General features: G+C 60.3%; 18 protein-coding genes. All 18 read left to right on the forward strand.

Features of this window, described 5'->3' with window-relative positions; translation table 11 throughout:
* The first annotated feature begins 87 nt into the window (after nucleotides 1-87).
* Nucleotides 88-1,248, forward strand: a complete 1,161-nt coding sequence (locus WC859_07705; GenBank protein MFA5976028.1) for a GuaB3 family IMP dehydrogenase-related protein — start codon at nucleotides 88-90, stop codon at nucleotides 1,246-1,248.
* Between the two features lies 1 nt (nucleotide 1,249).
* Nucleotides 1,250-2,776 carry a glutamine-hydrolyzing GMP synthase gene (guaA, locus tag WC859_07710; protein ID MFA5976029.1) on the forward strand — a complete coding sequence of 509 codons (1,527 nt, stop codon included), beginning with the start codon at nucleotides 1,250-1,252 and terminating at the stop codon, nucleotides 2,774-2,776.
* Nucleotides 2,777-2,782: 6 nt separating this feature from the next.
* A complete protein-coding gene (locus WC859_07715; GenBank protein MFA5976030.1) occupies nucleotides 2,783-3,673 on the forward strand; it encodes a phosphoribosylaminoimidazolesuccinocarboxamide synthase in 891 nt (296 codons plus the stop codon).
* A 102-nt stretch (nucleotides 3,674-3,775) separates the two neighbouring features.
* The gene (locus WC859_07720) at nucleotides 3,776-4,270 is read left to right on the forward strand and encodes a phosphoribosylformylglycinamidine synthase subunit PurS (protein ID MFA5976031.1); all 495 of its coding nucleotides are present in this window, start codon (nucleotides 3,776-3,778) and stop codon (nucleotides 4,268-4,270) included.
* Nucleotides 4,260-6,674 carry a phosphoribosylformylglycinamidine synthase subunit PurL gene (gene purL / locus WC859_07725; GenBank protein ID MFA5976032.1) on the forward strand — a complete coding sequence of 805 codons (2,415 nt, stop codon included), beginning with the start codon at nucleotides 4,260-4,262 and terminating at the stop codon, nucleotides 6,672-6,674. Before WC859_07720 ends, purL begins: the two co-directional genes overlap by 11 nt.
* The gene (gene purQ, locus WC859_07730) at nucleotides 6,671-7,429 is read left to right on the forward strand and encodes a phosphoribosylformylglycinamidine synthase I (GenBank protein MFA5976033.1); all 759 of its coding nucleotides are present in this window, start codon (nucleotides 6,671-6,673) and stop codon (nucleotides 7,427-7,429) included. The genes purL and purQ overlap by 4 nt, the downstream gene beginning before the upstream one ends.
* A 2-nt stretch (nucleotides 7,430-7,431) precedes the next feature.
* Entirely contained in the window at nucleotides 7,432-8,835 is a 1,404-nt protein-coding gene (purF, locus tag WC859_07735; GenBank protein ID MFA5976034.1) for an amidophosphoribosyltransferase, read from the forward strand.
* Between the two features lie 3 nt (nucleotides 8,836-8,838).
* Entirely contained in the window at nucleotides 8,839-10,128 is a 1,290-nt protein-coding gene (purD, locus tag WC859_07740; protein MFA5976035.1) for a phosphoribosylamine--glycine ligase, read from the forward strand.
* A gap of 70 nt (nucleotides 10,129-10,198) precedes the next feature.
* Nucleotides 10,199-10,768 carry a bifunctional pyr operon transcriptional regulator/uracil phosphoribosyltransferase PyrR gene (gene pyrR / locus WC859_07745; protein ID MFA5976036.1) on the forward strand — a complete coding sequence of 190 codons (570 nt, stop codon included), beginning with the start codon at nucleotides 10,199-10,201 and terminating at the stop codon, nucleotides 10,766-10,768.
* Nucleotides 10,765-11,748: an aspartate carbamoyltransferase catalytic subunit gene (locus tag WC859_07750; GenBank protein MFA5976037.1), complete on the forward strand. Its 984-nt coding sequence runs from the start codon at nucleotides 10,765-10,767 to the stop codon at nucleotides 11,746-11,748. The genes pyrR and WC859_07750 overlap by 4 nt, the downstream gene beginning before the upstream one ends.
* Nucleotides 11,745-13,103 (forward strand): dihydroorotase, encoded by a 1,359-nt coding sequence (locus WC859_07755; protein ID MFA5976038.1) that lies wholly within the window; start codon nucleotides 11,745-11,747, stop codon nucleotides 13,101-13,103. The genes WC859_07750 and WC859_07755 overlap by 4 nt, the downstream gene beginning before the upstream one ends.
* A 19-nt stretch (nucleotides 13,104-13,122) precedes the next feature.
* Complete coding sequence (locus WC859_07760; protein ID MFA5976039.1) at nucleotides 13,123-13,962, forward strand: dihydroorotate dehydrogenase electron transfer subunit; 840 nt, start codon at nucleotides 13,123-13,125, stop codon at nucleotides 13,960-13,962.
* A complete protein-coding gene (locus tag WC859_07765) occupies nucleotides 13,959-14,873 on the forward strand; it encodes a dihydroorotate dehydrogenase (GenBank protein MFA5976040.1) in 915 nt (304 codons plus the stop codon). Before WC859_07760 ends, WC859_07765 begins: the two co-directional genes overlap by 4 nt.
* Nucleotides 14,870-15,574, forward strand: coding sequence for an orotidine-5'-phosphate decarboxylase (pyrF, locus tag WC859_07770; protein MFA5976041.1), 705 nt, complete (start codon nucleotides 14,870-14,872; stop codon nucleotides 15,572-15,574). Before WC859_07765 ends, pyrF begins: the two co-directional genes overlap by 4 nt.
* Nucleotides 15,575-15,675: 101 nt before the next feature.
* Nucleotides 15,676-16,299 (forward strand): orotate phosphoribosyltransferase, encoded by a 624-nt coding sequence (pyrE, locus tag WC859_07775; GenBank protein MFA5976042.1) that lies wholly within the window; start codon nucleotides 15,676-15,678, stop codon nucleotides 16,297-16,299.
* Complete coding sequence (purM, locus tag WC859_07780; GenBank protein ID MFA5976043.1) at nucleotides 16,299-17,252, forward strand: phosphoribosylformylglycinamidine cyclo-ligase; 954 nt, start codon at nucleotides 16,299-16,301, stop codon at nucleotides 17,250-17,252. Before pyrE ends, purM begins: the two co-directional genes overlap by 1 nt.
* Nucleotides 17,245-17,844, forward strand: a complete 600-nt coding sequence (gene purN, locus WC859_07785; protein MFA5976044.1) for a phosphoribosylglycinamide formyltransferase — start codon at nucleotides 17,245-17,247, stop codon at nucleotides 17,842-17,844. Before purM ends, purN begins: the two co-directional genes overlap by 8 nt.
* 129 nt (nucleotides 17,845-17,973) lie before the next feature.
* A partial coding sequence (locus WC859_07790) for a lyase family protein (protein MFA5976045.1) occupies nucleotides 17,974-18,455 on the forward strand: 482 nt, incomplete at its 3' end.

Here is an 18,455-nt window from a genome sequence, read left to right on the forward strand (position 1 = left end):
CCATTAGACAAAGGCGCGATAACGCGATATATAGGGCGCTATTACGTTATCCCGTAATAGCGTAATTGTGCAGTTTAAGGAGGATGTATGGCATTTTTTGTAGGGCGCGATCGTGAAGCACGCCGCGCTTATGGATTCGATGAAATCGCTCTGGTGCCCGGAGCGTTGACGATTAACCCGGAAGAAGTTGAAATCACCACCAAGATCGGTCTCCAGAAACTGGAAATCCCGTTTCTGGCCAGCGCCATGGACGGTGTCGTGGACGCCAAATTTGCCGTGGCCATGGGCAAACTCGGAGGCCTGGCGGTCCTGAACCTCGACGGCATTCATTCCCGCTACGAGAACGTGGATGAGGTGTATGAGAAGATCGCGGCCGCGCCGCCGGAAGCCGCCACCGAGCTCGTCCAGAAGCTTTATAAAGAACCCGTCAAAGAAAAGCTGGTGGCCCAGCGCGTCAGTGAAATCAAGGCCGGGAAAGTCCTGGTCGCGGTGTCCTGCATTCCTCAGAACGCCGAACGCTTCGGCGCCATCGCCGAAGAAGCCGGGGCGGATTTGTTTTTCGTTCAATCCACCGTGACCAGCGTGCGCCACATCGCGACCAAGTACAAAATCGTTGACCTCAAAAAACTTGTGGCCGGGTTTAAGATCCCGGTGGTCCTTGGAAATACCGTCAGCTACGACGCCTGCCTGGAACTCTTTGATACCGGTTGCGCCGGCGTTCTGATCGGCGTGGGACCTGGAGCGGCCTGTACCTCCCGCGGCGTCCTGGGCATCGGGGTGCCTCAGGTCACCGCGACCGTCGACTGTGCGGCCGCGCGGGACTTCTACTACAAACGCACCGGACACTATGTCTCGATTATCACCGACGGCGGAATGAACATGGGCGGGGAGATGTGCAAAGCCTTCGCCTCCGGCGCCGACGCGGTGATGGTCGGATCGGCTTTTGCCCGCGCCAAAGAAGCGCCCGGCCGCGGATACCACTGGGGCATGGCCACGCCGCATCACAACCTGCCGCGCGGCACGCGCATTCATGTCGGCACCACCGGAAGCCTGGATGAAATTCTCTACGGCCCGGCACGGACAGACGATGGGACCCAAAATCTGGTCGGCGCGTTGCGCACCTGCATGGGGACCGTCGGCGCCCGCACGATCAAGGAACTGCAGCTCACCGAGCTCATCATCGCTCCGGCGATCCAGCATGAGGGCAAGATCTTCCAGAAAGCGCAGCGCGTGGGGATGGGGAAATAGAATGATTGTTATCCTCGACTTCGGTTCCCAGTACACGCAGCTCATCGCCCGCCGTGTCCGCGAAGCCAAGGTGTATTGCGAGATCCTTCCGTTCCGCACGTCCGCAGACGAACTCCGGAAGCGGGAACCGTCCGGGATCATTCTCTCCGGCGGTCCCTCCAGCGTCTATGCGGCCGATGCGCCCCGGCCCGATGCGGCCATTTGGACCCTGGGCGTTCCGGTCCTGGGGATCTGCTACGGCATGCAGCTCATGACGGAACATTTCGGGGGACGTGTCAAGAAGGCTGATCACCGGGAATACGGTCCAGCGGAAATCCAGGTGGTGGAATCCAACGGACTCTTCGGTGGCCTGGATGAAAAACTTCCGGTCTGGATGAGCCATGGCGATGCGGCGGACGAAATGCCGTCGGAGTTTGTGTGTCTGGCTCAATCCAAGAATTCCCGGTTTGCCGCGATCGCCAATCTGAAGACACGGTTCTATGGAGTTCAATTCCATCCCGAAGTGCAGCATACGCCGTCTGGCGCGCGCATGCTTCAAAACTTTCTGTCCAACGTCTGCAAGGAAAAACCGACCTGGACGATGGAGTCCTTTGTCCAGACCCAGGTGAAAGCTATCCGGGAGCAGGTCGGCAGCGGCCACGTTATCTGCGCTATGTCCGGAGGAGTGGACTCTTCGGTCGCGGCCTCGCTCGTGGACCGGGCCATCGGCAAACAGCTCACCTGCGTTTTTGTGGACAACGGCCTTCTCCGCAAAGGGGAAAAAGAGCGGATCGAACGGATTTTTAAAACGCGGTTCAAGGGCGAGCTCCGGATTGTTGATGCCACGGCCCGGTTCCTGCGCGCGCTCGAAGGCGTGAAGGACCCGGAACGCAAACGCAAGGCGATCGGAGCGGAGTTCATCGCGGTGTTCGAAGAAGAGGCCCAGAAGATCGGTCCGGTCGAGTTTCTGGTTCAGGGGACGCTCTATCCGGATGTGATCGAAAGCGTTTCCGTGAAAGGCCCGTCGGCCACGATCAAAACCCACCACAACGTCGGAGGACTCCCGGATCGCATGCATTTAAAACTGATCGAGCCGCTGCGCTTCCTGTTCAAGGACGAGGTGCGCGCGCTGGGTAAAGAGCTCGCCATCCCCGAGGATATTCTTCAGCGGCATCCCTTCCCGGGGCCGGGCCTGGCGGTGCGGGTGCTGGGCTTGATTACACCGGAACGGCTGGAGCTGGTCCGCCGTGCGGATGCGATTGTCGAAGAGGAGATCCGCTCCGCCGGGTGGTACACCAAGATGTGGCAGGCCTTTGCTGTGCTTCTGCCGGTCAGCTCCGTAGGGGTCATGGGCGATGAACGGACGTATGAAAATGTGGTGGCGATCCGCGCCGTGCTTTCAACCGACGGGATGACCGCGGACTGGGTGCCGCTGCCCTACGACGTACTGGCCAAAATGTCCAGCCGCATCATCAACGATGTCCGGGGCATTAACCGCGTTGTTTACGACATTTCGTCAAAGCCGCCCGCCACCATCGAATGGGAGTGAACTGATATGGGAAACGCGACCGTGACCCCGCTGCCGCTGCCGGTATTTATCCGGGGAAAAGTGCGCGATGTTTATGATCTGGGAGACCGGCTGCTCATGGTCGCCTCGGACCGAATCTCCGCGTTCGATTATGTCCTGCCGACCGCTGTTCCCGATAAGGGCAAAATTCTTACCCAGATGTCGGTGTTCTGGTTCGAGGAGTTGTCGTCGATCGTGCCGAATCATCTGATTTCTACGCGGGTCAAGGATTTTCCGGCAATGCTGGCGCCCTATTGCGCCGAACTGAAAGGCCGGACCATGCTCGTCCGGAAAACAGAGAAGATATCGATCGAGTGTGTGGTCCGCGGCTACCTGGCGGGCAGCGGTTGGAAAGAATATCAGAAAAATGGAAAAGTCTGCGGTGTGTCCTTGCCCCCGGGACTCCGGGAGTCCGACCGGCTGCCGGAACCGATCTTTACCCCGGCGACCAAAGAAGAACAGGGCAAACACGACGAGAACATCTCGTTTGAGCAGATGGTCCAGCGGATCGGGCGGCCCTTGTCGGACACCCTGCGCCACCACAGTCTGGTGTTGTACGAGAAAGCCTCTCGCCTGGCCGAAGCGCGCGGGCTGATCCTCTGCGACACGAAATTCGAGTTCGGGGTGTTGAACGGCGAGGTCATTCTGATTGACGAAATCCTGACGCCGGATTCCTCCCGCTACTGGGAAAAGGCGGGCTGGGCGCCGGGACAATCGCAGGACAGTTTTGATAAGCAGTTTGTCCGCAACTATCTGGAGTCCATCCATTGGGCCAAGCAGCCGCCGGTGCCGGAACTTCCGCCGGAGGTGGTGAGCCGGACGCGCGAGAAGTATATGGAAGCGTTCAAGCGCATCACGGGGAAAACTTTTAAGCCTTAGACGAGCCAGACCAAAACAGACCGTCATCCCCCGCGGGTTCTGGCGGGGGATCCATGGATCCCCGACAGAGGCACTCGGGGATGACGACAAAAGAGATTAACGATGCGGGGCACCTATATCATTGAGGTCAGTCACAAAAAAGGCGTCTCCGATCCTGTCGGACGGAAACTGGCCGGCGAACTCCATCACCTGGGCACCCACGCCGTCCAGTACGTCACGACCGCTCAGTTGTATCGTCTGGTTGGAAATTTGTCGCTGGAAGACCGGAACCGGATCGCCAAAGACCTGCTCTGCGACCCCATCGTTCAAGACTCCGGTGACGGAACGGTGGGGGTCCCGGCGTCCGGTTTGTCCCGCTCCAAAGCCCATCCAACGGTCGCGGTGATCGATGTCTGGTTTAAGACCGGCGTGACCGATGTGGTCGGTGAAAGCGTTTTGAAAGGCATTCAGGACCTCTCGATCTCAGGTGTTTCCGAAGTCCGGACCGGCATGCGCTACCGGCTGTGGGGCCTGCGAACCGCGGAACCTGCCCGCAAAATCGCCGGAGCGCTTCTGGCCAATCCTCTCGTACACGATTCCCTGATCCATGTCGATTAAAAGCGTGAAAGATAATCCGTTTGCGCAAACCGTTCCGCTCACCGCGGCCAGCGACTCTCAACTGTTGGAGATCAGCCGCAAAGGACTGCTCTCCCTGACGCTCGACGAGATGAAAACCATCCAGAGCTACTTTAAGAAACAGCGCCGGGACCCATTTGATGTGGAGCTGGAAACGATCGCCCAGACCTGGAGCGAACACTGCAAGCACAAAACGTTCAGCGGGGTGATTGAATACGAGGAAGAAGGGCGCGGCTCGCGCGTCTACGACAACCTCCTGAAATCCACGATCATGCGCGCGACGCAGGAACTGGACCGGCCGTGGTGCTGGTCCACCTTCCGCGACAACGCCGGGGTCATTGCGCTCGACGACGAGTGGGGCGTGGCCTTCAAAGTGGAAACCCATAACCACCCGTCAGCGCTGGAGCCTTACGGCGGCGCCGGCACCGGCATTGGCGGCGTGATCCGCGATATCCTTGGCGTGGGCCTGGGCGCCAAACCGGTTTTGAATACCGATGTCTTCGCGTTTGCTCCGGCGGATCTGCCCGCGCGCAAAATTCCAAAAGGGGTGCTGTCGCCGAAACGGATCATCAACGGGGTCGTGGCCGGGGTGCGCGATTACGGCAACCGGATGGGGATTCCCACCGCTAATGGCGCGGTGTACTTTGACGAAGGGTTTGTCGCCAACCCGCTGGTGTTTTGCGGAACCGTCGGGCTTCTGCCTCGAGATAAGGTCAATAAAGAAGTCCAGCCGGGCGATTATGTCGTCACATTGGGCGGGCGCACCGGGCGCGACGGGATTCACGGGGCGACCTTTTCCTCCGCCGCCCTCGAGGAGGGGATCACCTCGAGCGTGGTGCAGATCGGCCATGCCATTATGGAAAAGCGGACGATGGATGTCCTGCTTCAGGCCCGGGATCAAGGGTTTTTCCGGGCGGTGACGGATTGCGGCGCCGGCGGCTTCTCCTCCGCGGTCGGTGAGCTGGGCGCCGAGACCGGTGTGGTAGTCGATCTGGAAAAAGCCCCGCTGAAATATCAGGGACTTTTGCCGTGGGAGATCTGGGTTTCTGAAAGCCAGGAGCGCATGGTTCTGGCGGTGCCGCCGGAGCATTGGCCGGCGCTCGAGGCGCTTTGCCAGTCCGAGGGTGTGGAAGCCACCGTTTTCGGGACGTTTGCCCGGGACGGCCGTTTGGTGATTCGTTACAGCGGAGATACCGTCGCGGACATGGAGATGGTGTTTCTCCATGACGGCATGCCGCGCGTCCGTCGCAAGGCGGTCTGGCGGAGCAAGCCCGAACTGAAGGCATCGAAGCCGTTGGCCCTCAGTGGAAGCGTCCGGACGCAGGATCTTGGAAAGCTGGTGCTGAAACTTCTGGCTCACCCGAACATCGCGTCAAAGAAATGGGTCGTGCGCCAATACGATCATGAAGTGCAGGGGGGAAGCGTGGTGAAACCCTTTGTCGGGTTTGATCAGCGCGGTCCCGGCGACGCGTGTGTGTTCCGCCCGCGCCTTGGATCTTCCCTGGGTGTGGTGGTCTCGAACGGATTTAATCCTTCTTACTCGGATTCCGATCCCTACTGGATGGCGGCCTGTGCGATTGACGAGGCGCTACGGAACCTGGTGGCGGTCGGCGGAGACATCCGGCATGCGGCCATTCTGGATAATTTCTGCTGGGGCGATCCCGAAGATCCGACGGAACTCGCGGCGCTCGTGCGCGCCTGCCAGGCCTGTTACGACCTGAGCAAAGGCTATGGTGTGCCGTTTATTTCAGGGAAGGACAGCCTGAATAACACCTGGCGCGATACCCAGGGCCGGCTGCGTTCCATCCCGCGCAGTCTTTTGATCAGCGCCATCGGGGTGATCCCGGATGTCACCCGCGCGGTCACGATGGATCTGAAAGAACCCGGCAACTGGGTTTATCTTCTGGGTGAGACACGGGACGAACTGGGAGGCGCGCACCTCTGGAAGGTGTTGGGCCAGCCGGCGAAGGGGATCGTCCCGCATGTTCAAGTGGCTCAGGCGCAGACGCTTTTTAACCTCCTCTATCAGGCGATCCAAAAAGGATATGTGCGCGCCTGTCACGACCTCTCGGAGGGCGGGCTCGCGGTCGCGGCTGCCGAGATGGCGTTTGCCGGGAATCTGGGGATGGACCTGGATGTGGGGCGTCTCTTGACCGCGGGTTCGCTGTCGGATGTTTCGCTCCTTTTCTCCGAGACCCCCAGCCGATTTATTGTCGAGGTTCCGGAGGCCGCGCGTCATTCGTTTGAAGGTCTCCTGCGCGGGTTTTTTAGTTATATGGGACAGGTCACCCTCGCGAAAACGCTGGTTATTCGCCAGGCCGACAAACAGCGCGTTCTCGTTCGTGAGCCGCTCTCTGCTTTGAGAAAGGCTTGGGAAGCGTTATGAGTGTCATTAAAGCCCTCGTGCTTCGTACCGCGGGAACTAACTGCGATCAGGAAACTGCGGAAGCCCTGCGCTTAGCCGGAGCCCAGCCGGAGATCCTGCACATTCACCAGCTTTTCTCCGGTGTGCGTTCCCTCGAGGAGTTTCAGCTCCTGGTCATCCCGGGCGGTTTTTCTTACGGCGATGATGTGGGCGCGGGAAAGATTCTGGCGAACGAACTGCGTTTCCGGCTGGGTCCTGCGATGGACAAATTTATCGCCGAAGGGAAGCGGGTCATCGGCATCTGCAACGGTTTCCAGGTGCTGGTGAAGACCGGTTTTCTTCCCGGCGGCTCCGGCGGTCTTCAGACCGCGACGCTGGCGTCCAACGACTCCGGGGAGTTCCAGTGCCACTGGGTCCGCTTGAAGCGCGAGAAATCCGCGTGCCGCTGGCTCAATACCACGGCCATCTCATGGGAGCTGCCGATCGCGCATGGCGAGGGGAAATTCATTCCGCTGGATGCGAAGACGTTGGCCACGCTCGAGCGCAAGGGCCAGGTGGTTTTCCGCTATGACGGCAGCAACCCGAACGGTTCGGTTCATGCGATCGCCGGCATCTGCAATCCGCAGGGCAACGTGGTGGGGCTGATGCCGCATCCCGAGCGCCATGCGGTGCGCACCCAGCATCCGGAATGGACCCGGCGGATGGATACCGGCAAAGAAGCGCCCGTGGGTCTGCAATTTTTTCAAGCCGCGGTCCGTGCAGAAGGTAAAATATAACCATGACTCCATTGAACGACCATTTTCATGATGAATGCGGGGTGATCGGCGTGCAGCATCACCTGGATGCCTCGCGGATCGCTTATCTCGGCCTTTATGCGCAGCAGCACCGGGGCCAGGAATCGGCCGGCATCGCGGTCTCCGACGGACATCAGCTGACCAAACACCTGGGCATGGGCCTGGTGGCGGATGTGTTTGACAAAAGCATCCTCGAATCGCTCAAAGGGCGCCTGGCGATCGGCCATGTGCGTTACTCTACTGCGGGTGACACGAGCATGCGCAACGCCCAGCCGCTCATGGCCACCACGTCTCACGGGACGCTGGCGCTTGCGCACAACGGCAACCTGACGAACGCCATCAGCATCCGCCGCGAGCTGGAAGCCGGCGGCTCGATCTTTCAGACTTCCTCCGACAGCGAAGTGCTGCTGCATCTGATCGCACGCTCCCGCGCGTCGAACCTTCGTGACGCCATCATCGAGAGCCTCCGGCAGGTGGAAGGCTCCTACTCCCTGGTGTTCTGCACCAAGAAGGAGTTGATCGCGGTGCGGGACCCGTACGGCGTGCGGCCGCTCGTTCTGGGCCGGCTGGGCCGAGCCACCCTGGTTGCCTCGGAGACCTGCGCGTTCGATATCGTCGGAGCCAAATTTATCAGGGAAGTGCGCCCCGGCGAGCTGGTGTACATTAACGGCGGCGGCATGAAATCCACGATCTTCGCCCAGCGGCCGCAGACCGCATTTTGCAGCTTTGAGCACATTTATTTTTCCCGTCCGGACAGCCTGATTTTCGGCAAAAGCGTTTACGCGGCGAGGACCGAACTGGGCCGTCAGTTGGCGCGGGAAGCGCCGGCGCATGCGAATATGGTGGTAGCGGTCCCGGACTCCGCCAATGTGGCCGCGGTCGGGTATGCGGAGGAGTCCGGTATTCCCTACGGGCTGGGTCTGATCCGCAGCCATTATATCGGCAGGACATTCATCGAACCCCGTCAGTCCATCCGCGATTTTGGAGCGAGAATTAAGTACAATGCTGTGCCCGACGTGTTGAGGGGAAAAAGCATCGTTCTCGTCGATGACTCCATCGTCAGGGGGACCACAAGTCGTAAGCTGGTCCGGATGCTTCGCCGGGTGGGTGTGAAAGCGATTCACATGCGCATCAGCTCGCCGCCCATCATCGGCTCCTGCTACTACGGGATCGATACCCCGACGAAAAAGGAATTGATCGCGGCCAATCACTCGGTTGCCGAGATTCGTGACTACCTCGGGGTGGAGAGTCTGGCGTATCTGTCGGTGGAAGGGCTCCTGAAGGCCTGCGGCGGAACGCGCAAACAGTTTTGCGTCGGCTGTTTCACGGATCAGTATCCGATCCCGCTCTTCGATTTTGAAAAAAAAGACATCAAGCCCGTCTGCTAATTTATGAGAGTTCTCGTCATCGGCAGCGGCGCGCGGGAGCACGCGCTCGTCCATGCGCTGGCCAAAAGTCCCCAGGTGAAACGTCTCTGGTGTGCGCCCGGCAATGCCGGAATTGCCCAGGAAGCGGAATGCGTCGCGCTCCCGGCGGACAATATCCGGTCGCTCCTGGCTTTTGCCAAGGATAATAAAGTCGATCTGACGATGGTGGGCCCGGAAGCGCCGCTCGTCGACGGACTGGTGGATCATTTCCGGAACGAAGGCCTGCGCGTGGTCGGCCCCACCAAAACCTCGGCGCGTCTGGAAGGCAGCAAATCCCTCGCCAAAGACTTCATGCGCAAGTACGGGATTCCCACCGCCCGCTATGAAGTGATTCCCAACCTCTGCAAAGGCACTTATCAGTTCACCCACTGGACCGGCCGCAGCGTGGTCAAAGCCGACGGGTTGGCCGCTGGCAAAGGCGTGAAAGTCTGCCAGACCCAGGTCGAGGCCAAAGATTTCCTCTTTCAGATCATGGAAAAAGAGATTTTCGGTTCGGCCGGATCCACCGCTGTGATTGAAGAATGCCTGGAAGGCGAAGAGGCGACGATCATGGCCTTTTGCGACGGGAAGACCCTCGTCCCGATGCCGGCGTCACAGGACCATAAGCGCCTGCTCGACAACGACGAAGGCCCGAATACCGGCGGGATGGGCGCTTACGCTCCGGCGCCGGTGGTCAGTCCGGAGATGAACCAGCAGATCGACGAGCTGATTTTCAAACCGTTCATGCGGGGCATTGCGGCGGAGAAGTACGATTACCGTGGCATCATTTACTTCGGGCTCATGCTGACGCATGAGGGGCCGAAGGTTCTGGAGTTTAACGTCCGTTTCGGTGACCCGGAGACCCAGGTGGTTCTGCCGCTTCTGGAAAGCGATCTGGCGGATGTGCTGGCCGCGGTCGCGGATCAGCGCCTAGCCGAAACACCGGTTCGATGGAAGAAAGGATCGACCCTCTGTGTGGTGCTCGCCTCATCAGGTTACCCGGCGAATTATGCCAAGGGCAAACTTATCCGGGGTCTTTCGTCAGCGCTCGTGACAGGGCAGAAGGTGAAGGTCTATCATGCCGGGACACAAGCCACCTCTCAGGGGGTGGTCACCTCCGGCGGACGCGTGTTGGGCGTAACCGCGGTGGCTGAGACGTTGGAAAAGGCCCGAAAATACGCCTACCAAGCGGTCGAAGCCATCCAGTTTGACGGGAAGATTTATCGCAAGGACATCGGCGCCAAAGCGCTGGCGCTCTGCCGGGGGACCCGATGAACCCTTCGACTACGCTCAGGGTCATCATGGTGAGCGGAGCGTTCGCTTTGGCGAACGCGGAGTCGAAACCATGAACCGCAGTACCGCCACCATCAGTTCCGGGAAAATCCTTCTGGATGCCAAAGGTGTCCAGGAAAAGGTTCAATCCCTGGTCCAGGCGATTCTGAAAGAGTTTGGTAAAGAGGCTTCCGGACTGGCGGTCGTCGGGATCCAGACGCGGGGCGCCCACCTGGCCCGGCGGATCGCCGGCGCATTGAGCCAGGCATGCGGACAGGACATCCCGGTGGGGATTCTCGATATCACGCTGTACCGGGATGACGTGCATGATATTGCGGATCAGCCGGAAGTCAAAGAGACGGATTTGCCGTATGATATTCAGGACCGGCCGCTGGTTCTTGTCGATGACGTGTTGTTTACCGGCCGGACCATCCGTTCTGCGATGAATGCGCTTATCGATTACGGTCGTCCGCGCTGTATCCGCCTGGCGGTGCTCGTGGACCGCGGACACCGGGAACTGCCGATCGGCGCCGATTACACGGGGCTGTTTCTGAAGACGCTCCCCGGAGATGTCGTGGACGTGAATCTGAGCGAGATCGACGAAGAAGACAGCGTCCGTTTGCGGAGGATGAAGAAAACATGAGACTTCGTCACAAAGATCTGCTGGGCCTGGCTGATCTGACTCCGGAAGAGATCGACTTGATTCTCCGTACCGCCGGTCCCCTTAAAAAACTTTTCACCCGTTCTATCAAGAAAGTCCCGCCGCTGCGCGGAAAAACCGTGGCGCTCCTGTTCTACGAACCCTCCACGCGCACCCGCACTTCCTTTGAGCTCGCCGCGGCCCGTTTGTCGGCGGACGTGCTCAGCCTGGCGGTTTCCTCGTCGAGCGTGCAGAAGGGTGAGACGCTCATGGACACCGCCTTGAACCTGGAGGCGATGAAGGTGGATTTCATGGTCGTGCGGCATTCCGTCTCCGGAGCTCCCGAGCTCCTGGCCCGCGGGGTCCGCGCACACGTGGTGAACGCCGGCGACGGCAATCATGAGCACCCGACGCAAGGGCTGCTGGATTTGTTTACCATCCGCGAGAAAAAGAAGAAAATCCAGGGGCTCACCGTGGCCATCATCGGCGACATTCTTCATTCCCGCGTGGCGCGCTCCAATATCTGGGGCTTGACCAAGATGGGCGCCAAGATCCGTCTCTGCGGTCCTGCCACGCTGGTTCCGAGCGAGTTCCGGACCGCCTTCGGCAACCAGGTGGAAGTGACCTATAACATGAAAGAAGCGCTCGACGGAGCGGATGTGGCATATGTGCTGCGCCTGCAGCTTGAGCGCCAGCAGGAAAATCTCTTCCCCAGCCTTCGGGAGTATCACGAATTTTACGGATTGGATGAGAAAAAGCTCTCCTGGGCCAAAAAGGATTGCCTGGTCATGCACCCCGGCCCGATGAACCGCGGGGTCGAAATCGCTTCCGTGGTCGCCGACGGGCCGCAATCGGTCATTCTCGATCAGGTGACCAACGGCATCGCGGTCCGGATGGCGGTACTGTATCTGCTGGCGGGCAGTTCTCAAGCGGTCCCTGCGCCTCGCGCGGCCGAACGGATCGCTGAAAGGGAACCTTCATGAAAGGCACCGTGAGCTGGGCCCGTACCCAACGTTCGAGCGGTACGCTTCCCCGGCAAAAATCCCTGCTCATTCGCGGTGGGCGGGTGATTGACCCGCGCAACCAGCGCGATGAAGTCTGCGACGTTCTGATCGAGGGCCAGCATATCCACAAGATAGCCAAAGACATCAAGCCGACGCGCCAGATGGAGGTGCTGGAAGCCGGGCGTCTGGTCGTGGCTCCCGGGCTTATCGATATTCACGTGCATCTGCGCGAACCCGGCCAGGAAGAAAAAGAGACGATCGCCACCGGGACCGCGGCGGCCGCGATGGGCGGTTTTACCGCAGTGGCCTGCATGCCGAACACCGTTCCGCCTCTCGATAACGTCTCCCAGATTCAGTACGTCATGATGAAGGCCCGCAGTGACGGTCATGTCCGGGTGTATCCAGTCGGCGCCATCACCAAGGGGCAGGACGGGGTGGAGTTGACGGAAATCGGCGCGATGGTCCGCGCCGGCTGCGTCGCGATTTCAGACGACGGCAAACCCGTGGCCAACGCCAAACTTTTCCGGCGCGCGCTCGAATATGCCAAGACCTTCGGACTGCCGGTCGTGGATCACTGCGAAGACCCGGATCTGGCCAAAGGCGGGGTGATGAACGAAGGCAAGCTGGCCGTGCTCCTGGGGCTCAAGGGGATTCCCCGCCAGGCCGAGTACATCATGGTCGCGCGCAATATCGCGCTCTGCGAGCTGACCGGCGGGCAGCTGCATCTGGCGCATCTGTCCACGAAGGAATCCGTCGCGCTCGTGCGCGACGCCAAAAAGCGCGGCCTGCCGGTGACCGCGGAAACCTGTCCCCATTACTTTGCGCTGACTGAAGAAGCCGTAGCCAATTACAATGCGAACGCCAAGATGAACCCGCCGTTACGCACCGAGGACGATCGCCAGGCGATCCTGGCCGGGCTGGCCGATGGAACGCTCGAGGTGGTGGCCAGCGATCACGCGCCGCACACCCCTGCGCAGAAAGCGCGCGAGTTTGATTTCGCGCCGTTCGGCATCATCGGGCTGGAAACCACGCTGGGGCTCGTCCTGACCGAGCTGGTTCAGAAGGGCGTGATGACGCTCAGCGCCGCACTGGCGGCTCTGTCGGATGCGCCGGCGCGCGTTTTTCATCTGCCGGGCGGACATCTCTCTCCGGGAGCCCCGGCGGACCTGACGCTCATTGATCTCAAGGCCCGGCACACGGTGAACACCTTCACCTCCAAGAGCCAGAACTCGCCCTTCATCGGCCGGATGCTTCAGGGGAAAGCCGTGGCCACGATCGTCGGCGGCGAGGTGGTCATGTCCCGAGGCAAATTGTTGCGCAAGCCAACCTGCTGATGACCTTCCGGATCACCCTATGCTAGATCGCAGAGTCAAAGTGAAGGATGTGCAGAGCCTGGGCGCGGCCAACTATCTGGTGACGCTCCGCTCGCCTGAGCAGGCCCGCCGGGTGAAACCAGGCCAGTTCCTGATGCTGAAATGCGGCGAGGAGGTGGATGGAAATCCGCTTTTGCGCCGTCCCTTCAGCATCTTGGACATTGACCATCATGGCCGCGGCGGGAGTCCAGCCGACATCAAGATTCTGGTCAAGGATGTCGGTTTCGGCACGCACAAGCTGGTGCACGTACAGCCGGGACAGGAACTCTTCGCGCTCGGTCCCCAGGGACGTCCCTTTCAGCTTGCCAAAGAAATGGCCGGCGAGGTGCGCACCGCGTGCCTGGTGGCCGGAGGGGTCGGCATCGCGGCGCTCTACCTCCTGGCAAAAGATTTGATCGCTCTCGGTGTCACCCCGGTCCTCTTTTATGGCGCTCGCACGGCTCGTGAATTGGTCTTGCGCGACTATTTTAAGCGCCTCCGGATCCGAACCTGTTACGCAACGGAGGATGGCTCAATGGGGACACGGGGTCTGGTGACGGCTCCGCTCGTCCGTTTCCTCAAGGAACATCATCGGGAGGGGGTTCGGATGTACGCCTGCGGTCCCTGGGCGATGATGCGGGAGACGGACAAGTTGGCCCGGCAATTTTCCGTGCCGTGTGAGGTGAGCCTTGAGGCGCGCATGGGATGCTCGCTGGGCGCCTGCATGGGATGTGTCGTCCGGACACGGGGAGACGGATCGTCCGCAAACTACATCCGGGTTTGCATGGAAGGACCGGTCATCAGCAGTCGACTGATCGACTGGGATCATCCCCCGCTATGACAAAGATGGGGGTCGACATCGGCGGAGTCCGCTTTAAGAACCCGGTGTTGACGGCCAGCGGGACTTTTGCCTATGGCGTCGAATTTGCCCACCTGATGGACCTCAACGCGATCGGGGGAATTGTCGTCAAAGGAATTTCGATGAAACCGATTCAGGGCAATCCCCCGCCGCGCATTTATGAGACGGCTTCCGGAATGTTGAACGCGATTGGCTGGCAGAACATCGGCGCCCGGGAGTTCGTGACCCGGAAGCTCCCGGTCCTCCGAAAGTATCGCACCCGCGTGGTCGTCAACGTGGTTGGATTCAGCCTGGAGGACTACCTGGAAGTCGCCCGCTTCCTGAACGATGTTCCGGGCATTGCGGCTCTTGAACTCAACATTTCCTGTCCGAATGTCAAACACGGGGGCTTCCACTTCAACAAGGATCCTCGCGATACGTATAAGGTGACCGCCAAAATCAAGAAAGCCTCTCCAAGGATTCCGCTCTGGGTGAAGCTCTCTCCGAATGTCACCGACATCCGGGTTTTTGCCCGGGCCTGCGAGGAGGCGGGAGCGGACGCCATTTCCGTCGTGAATACGCTCATCGGCATGGCTGTCAATGTCGAGACCCGGCGGCCGCGCCTGCAATTCGTCACCGGAGGCCTTTCCGGTCCGGCCATCAAACCCGTGGCCCTGCGCATGGTCTGGGAAGCGTCGCGTGAAGTCAAGATTCCGGTGATCGGCATCGGAGGCATCGCCCGCACGGAGGATGCTTTAGAGTTTTTGATCGCGGGCGCGCGCGCCGTTCAGGTGGGGACAGCCAACTTCTATCACCCGGACGCCTCCCAACAGATCGCGCGGGGATTGGAGACGTATTGCCGCTCAAAGGGCATCAAAAACATCAACAACTTAGTGGGGAGTTTGCGGGTATGAGCAAAACCCAGATGAAGCCGCTCATTGTCGCCCTGGACGTCGAGACGGACCGTGAGGCTCTTGCGCTGGTGCGGCGTCTGCGCCTGCCTGCCGGACAGGCAGGTCCGCAGGTGGATTTATTTAAGGTGGGCCCCATCCTTTTTCTAAAATATGGAGGCGCGCTGCTGAAAGCGATCCGGAGCGAAGGGGCGGAGATTTTTCTGGATCTCAAGTTCCACGATATCCCATCGGTCGTGCGCAAGTCGGTGGAGCGCGCCGCGGAGTGGGGGGTCTACAGCGCCACGATTCATGCGTCAGGCGGAGCCGCGATGATGCGGGAAGCAGCCGCCGCGAGCCCCCGTCCCAAACTGTGGGGCGTGACCGTTCTCACGAGCCTCGATCAGAAGGATCTTCAAGCGCTCGGTGTTTCGGGCGGTGTCACGGAACAGGTGCAGCGTCTGGCGAAGCTCGCGGCTCACGCGGGACTCGACGGGGTCATCGCCTCGGTACGCGAGGCGGCCGGCATCAAAGCCGCGTGCGGCAAGGATTTTCAGGTGGTCACCCCGGGCATTCGTCTGGGAGCGACGGCCGATGACCAGAAACGAACGCAGACGCCGGTCCAGGCGGTCCAGGCCGGAGCCGACTTTTTTGTTATGGGAAGGCCGATACTGGAAGCGGCTGACCCCGTCAAAGCTGTCGAGCAGATTTATCAGTCTATTTGATCGTCATTCCCCGCGGCCACTGGCGGGGAATCCAGGGCATGATGGATCCCCGACAGAGACACTCGGGGATGACGGCCTAGAAAAGTTCTAAGGAGGCAGGAGTGAAACAGGATGCGATTCTCAAAATTTTCAAAGACCGCGGCGCGCTGCTGCAGGGTCATTTCAAGCTAACGAGCGGTCTTCACAGCGACAGCTATCTGCAATGTGCACAGCTTCTGCAGTACGCGCGCGACGCCGACCGGCTCGGCGCCAAACTCGCCGAGTGTTTTGGGGCGGAGGCCCGGGAAAAACCGATCACCGCGGTGGTTTCTCCAGCGATCGGAGGCATTGTCCTGGGCCATGTGGTGGCCCGCTCCCTCAACGCCCGGGCCATCTTCGCCGAACGGGTGGACGGCCGTTTTACGCTGCGGCGCGGTTTTGCTCTGGCGCCCGGCGAGCAGGTGCTCGTGGTGGAGGATGTGATCACCACCGGAGGCTCGGTCCGGGAAATCGCCCAGATGGTGGAGTCGATGGACGCGCAGGTCGTCGGTTTTGGCGCGCTGGCGGACCGGGGGGAAATTGAAGTTCAATTTCCGGCGCCCAAGCACACCCTCTTAAGATTGCCGCTGGTGACCTATCAACCGGAGAGCTGCCCGATGTGCGAGCAGGGGATCCCGCTTGTGAAACCGGGCAGCCGGCCGGAACCTGCCTGCCGGCAGGCAGGGCCGGCGGAGAAGCCGTCATGATCACGTACAAAAAATCCGGGGTGGACGTGGATGCAGGCAACGAGCTCGTCCGGCGGATCAAAAAACTCTCGCCGGTGATCGGCGGATTCGCCGGTCTTTTTCCCATGCCCGGGGGACTTCAATCACCTCAGCTGGTCGGCTGCACTGACGGCGTGGGAACGAAACTGAAGATCGCTTTTCTGGCGGACCGTCATGACACCGTGGGGATCGACCTCGTGGCCATGAACGTGAACGACCTTCTGTGCTGCGGAGCGAAGCCGCTTTTCTTCCTGGATTATTTCGCCTGCGGGAAACTGGACGTGGGCGTGGCTGAGAAAGTCATCAAGGGCATCGTGGAAGGATGCCGCCAATCGGATTGCCAGCTTCTGGGCGGGGAAACCGCTGAGATGCCGGGTTTTTACAAAGCAGGGGAGTATGATCTGGCCGGTTTTGCCGTTGGCGTGGTGGACAAAAGCCGCGTGATCGACGGGCATACGATCAAACCGGGCGATGTGGTGCTGGGGCTTCCCTCCTCGGGGATCCATTCCAACGGGTACTCGCTCGTCCGCAACGTTTTTTCGGAACGGGAACTCAAAGCGCGTTGGAAGGAGTTTTTAGAGCCCACCACGATTTACGTGAGCGCGCTCAAATCCCTTCAGGAGTCGGAGCGGTGCGTGATCAAGGGAATGGCGCATATCACCGGTGGGGGATTCATTGACAATATCCCGCGCGTGCTGCCCAAGGGGTTACAGGTCTGCATCACCGCGCGCAGCTGGCCCATCCCGGAACTGTTCCACGAGATTCAGAAGCGCGCCAAGCTGCCGGACGAGGAGATGTTCCGGACGCTGAACATGGGGATTGGCCTCGTGCTCGTGGTGTCGCCGAACGACGTGTCGGCGGTCGAGAGTCATTTGAAAACGGTTTATCCCATTGGTGTGATCGAAGAAGGATCGCGGGAGATCCGGTTTGCCTAACCCGGTCCGGGTGGCTGTGCTGGTCTCGGGGGGAGGCAGCAACCTCGAAGCTCTTTTAAAAGCCAAAGCCGCCGGTGAGTTGCCCCGGGTGGAGTTTGTCCGGGTGGTTTCCAGCAAGCCCGGAGTGTTCGCGCTCGAACGGGCGAAGCAGTACGGTGTCCCGTTCGTGGTGGTGGAGCGGCAAGCCTTCGCGGATGAAGAGCGTTTTCAGCGGGCGTTGGAGGGGGCGCTCGTTGAAGTGAAGGTGGATGTGATTTGTCTGGCGGGTTATCTGCGTCGGCTCGACCGCCGCTTGATCGAGCGCTACCGGGGCCGGATCTTGAATATCCACCCGGCGCTTCTTCCGAAATTCGGCGGCGCAGGGCTCTACGGGCATCGCGTGCACGAAGCGGTCCTGGCCAGCGGAGAGGCCGAGTCCGGGTGCACGGTGCATCTGGTAGATGAGGAGTATGATCACGGGCCGGTTCTGGCGCAGGCGCGCGTGCCGGTGCTTAAAAACGATACGCCGGAGCAGTTGGCCGCACGGGTTCTGGAGCAGGAGCATCGGCTCTACCCGAAAACTCTGAGGCAGTTCACGGAAAAATTAGTATGAAAATCCGTTTATTCAACAGTCGTCATCCCCGAGTGTCTCTGTCGGGGATCCATCATGCCGTGCGACAGCCTTTCTGGATTCCCCGCCAGTGGCCGCGGGGAATGACGATCAGTGAGATACGAGGCATTTATGATTGATCGATACACTCGACCTGAGATGGGAAAATTGTGGACCGACGAGCACCGTTTCGAAAAAATGCTCGAGGTGGAACTCCTGGCCTGCGAAGCGCTGGTGAAGCAAAAGCGCGTGCCGGCCAGGGCTTACGCCAAAATCCGCCAAAAAGCGCGCATCAACGTCCGGCGTATCCATGAAATCGAACAGGTGGTCAAGCACGACGTGATCGCTTTCGTGACACAGGTCGGCGAGCGCATCGGTTCGGAGTCCCGTTTTCTGCATCTGGGGCTGACGTCCTCGGATGTGCTCGATACCGCGCTCGCGGTTCAAATGGTGGAAGCGGCCAACCTCTTGATCCAGGATGTCTCGTTTCTGCGAGCCACTATCGGACATCTGGCGCGCAAGCACGTGGGTACGTTGATGATGGGGCGTTCGCACGGCATTCACGGCGAACCGATCACCTTCGGCATCAAAGTGGCGGGGTGGTACACCGAGAT

The organism is Elusimicrobiota bacterium, from assembly GCA_041660185.1.
Classification (GTDB): Bacteria; Elusimicrobiota; Elusimicrobia; order 2-01-FULL-59-12; family 2-01-FULL-59-12; genus JBAZWU01.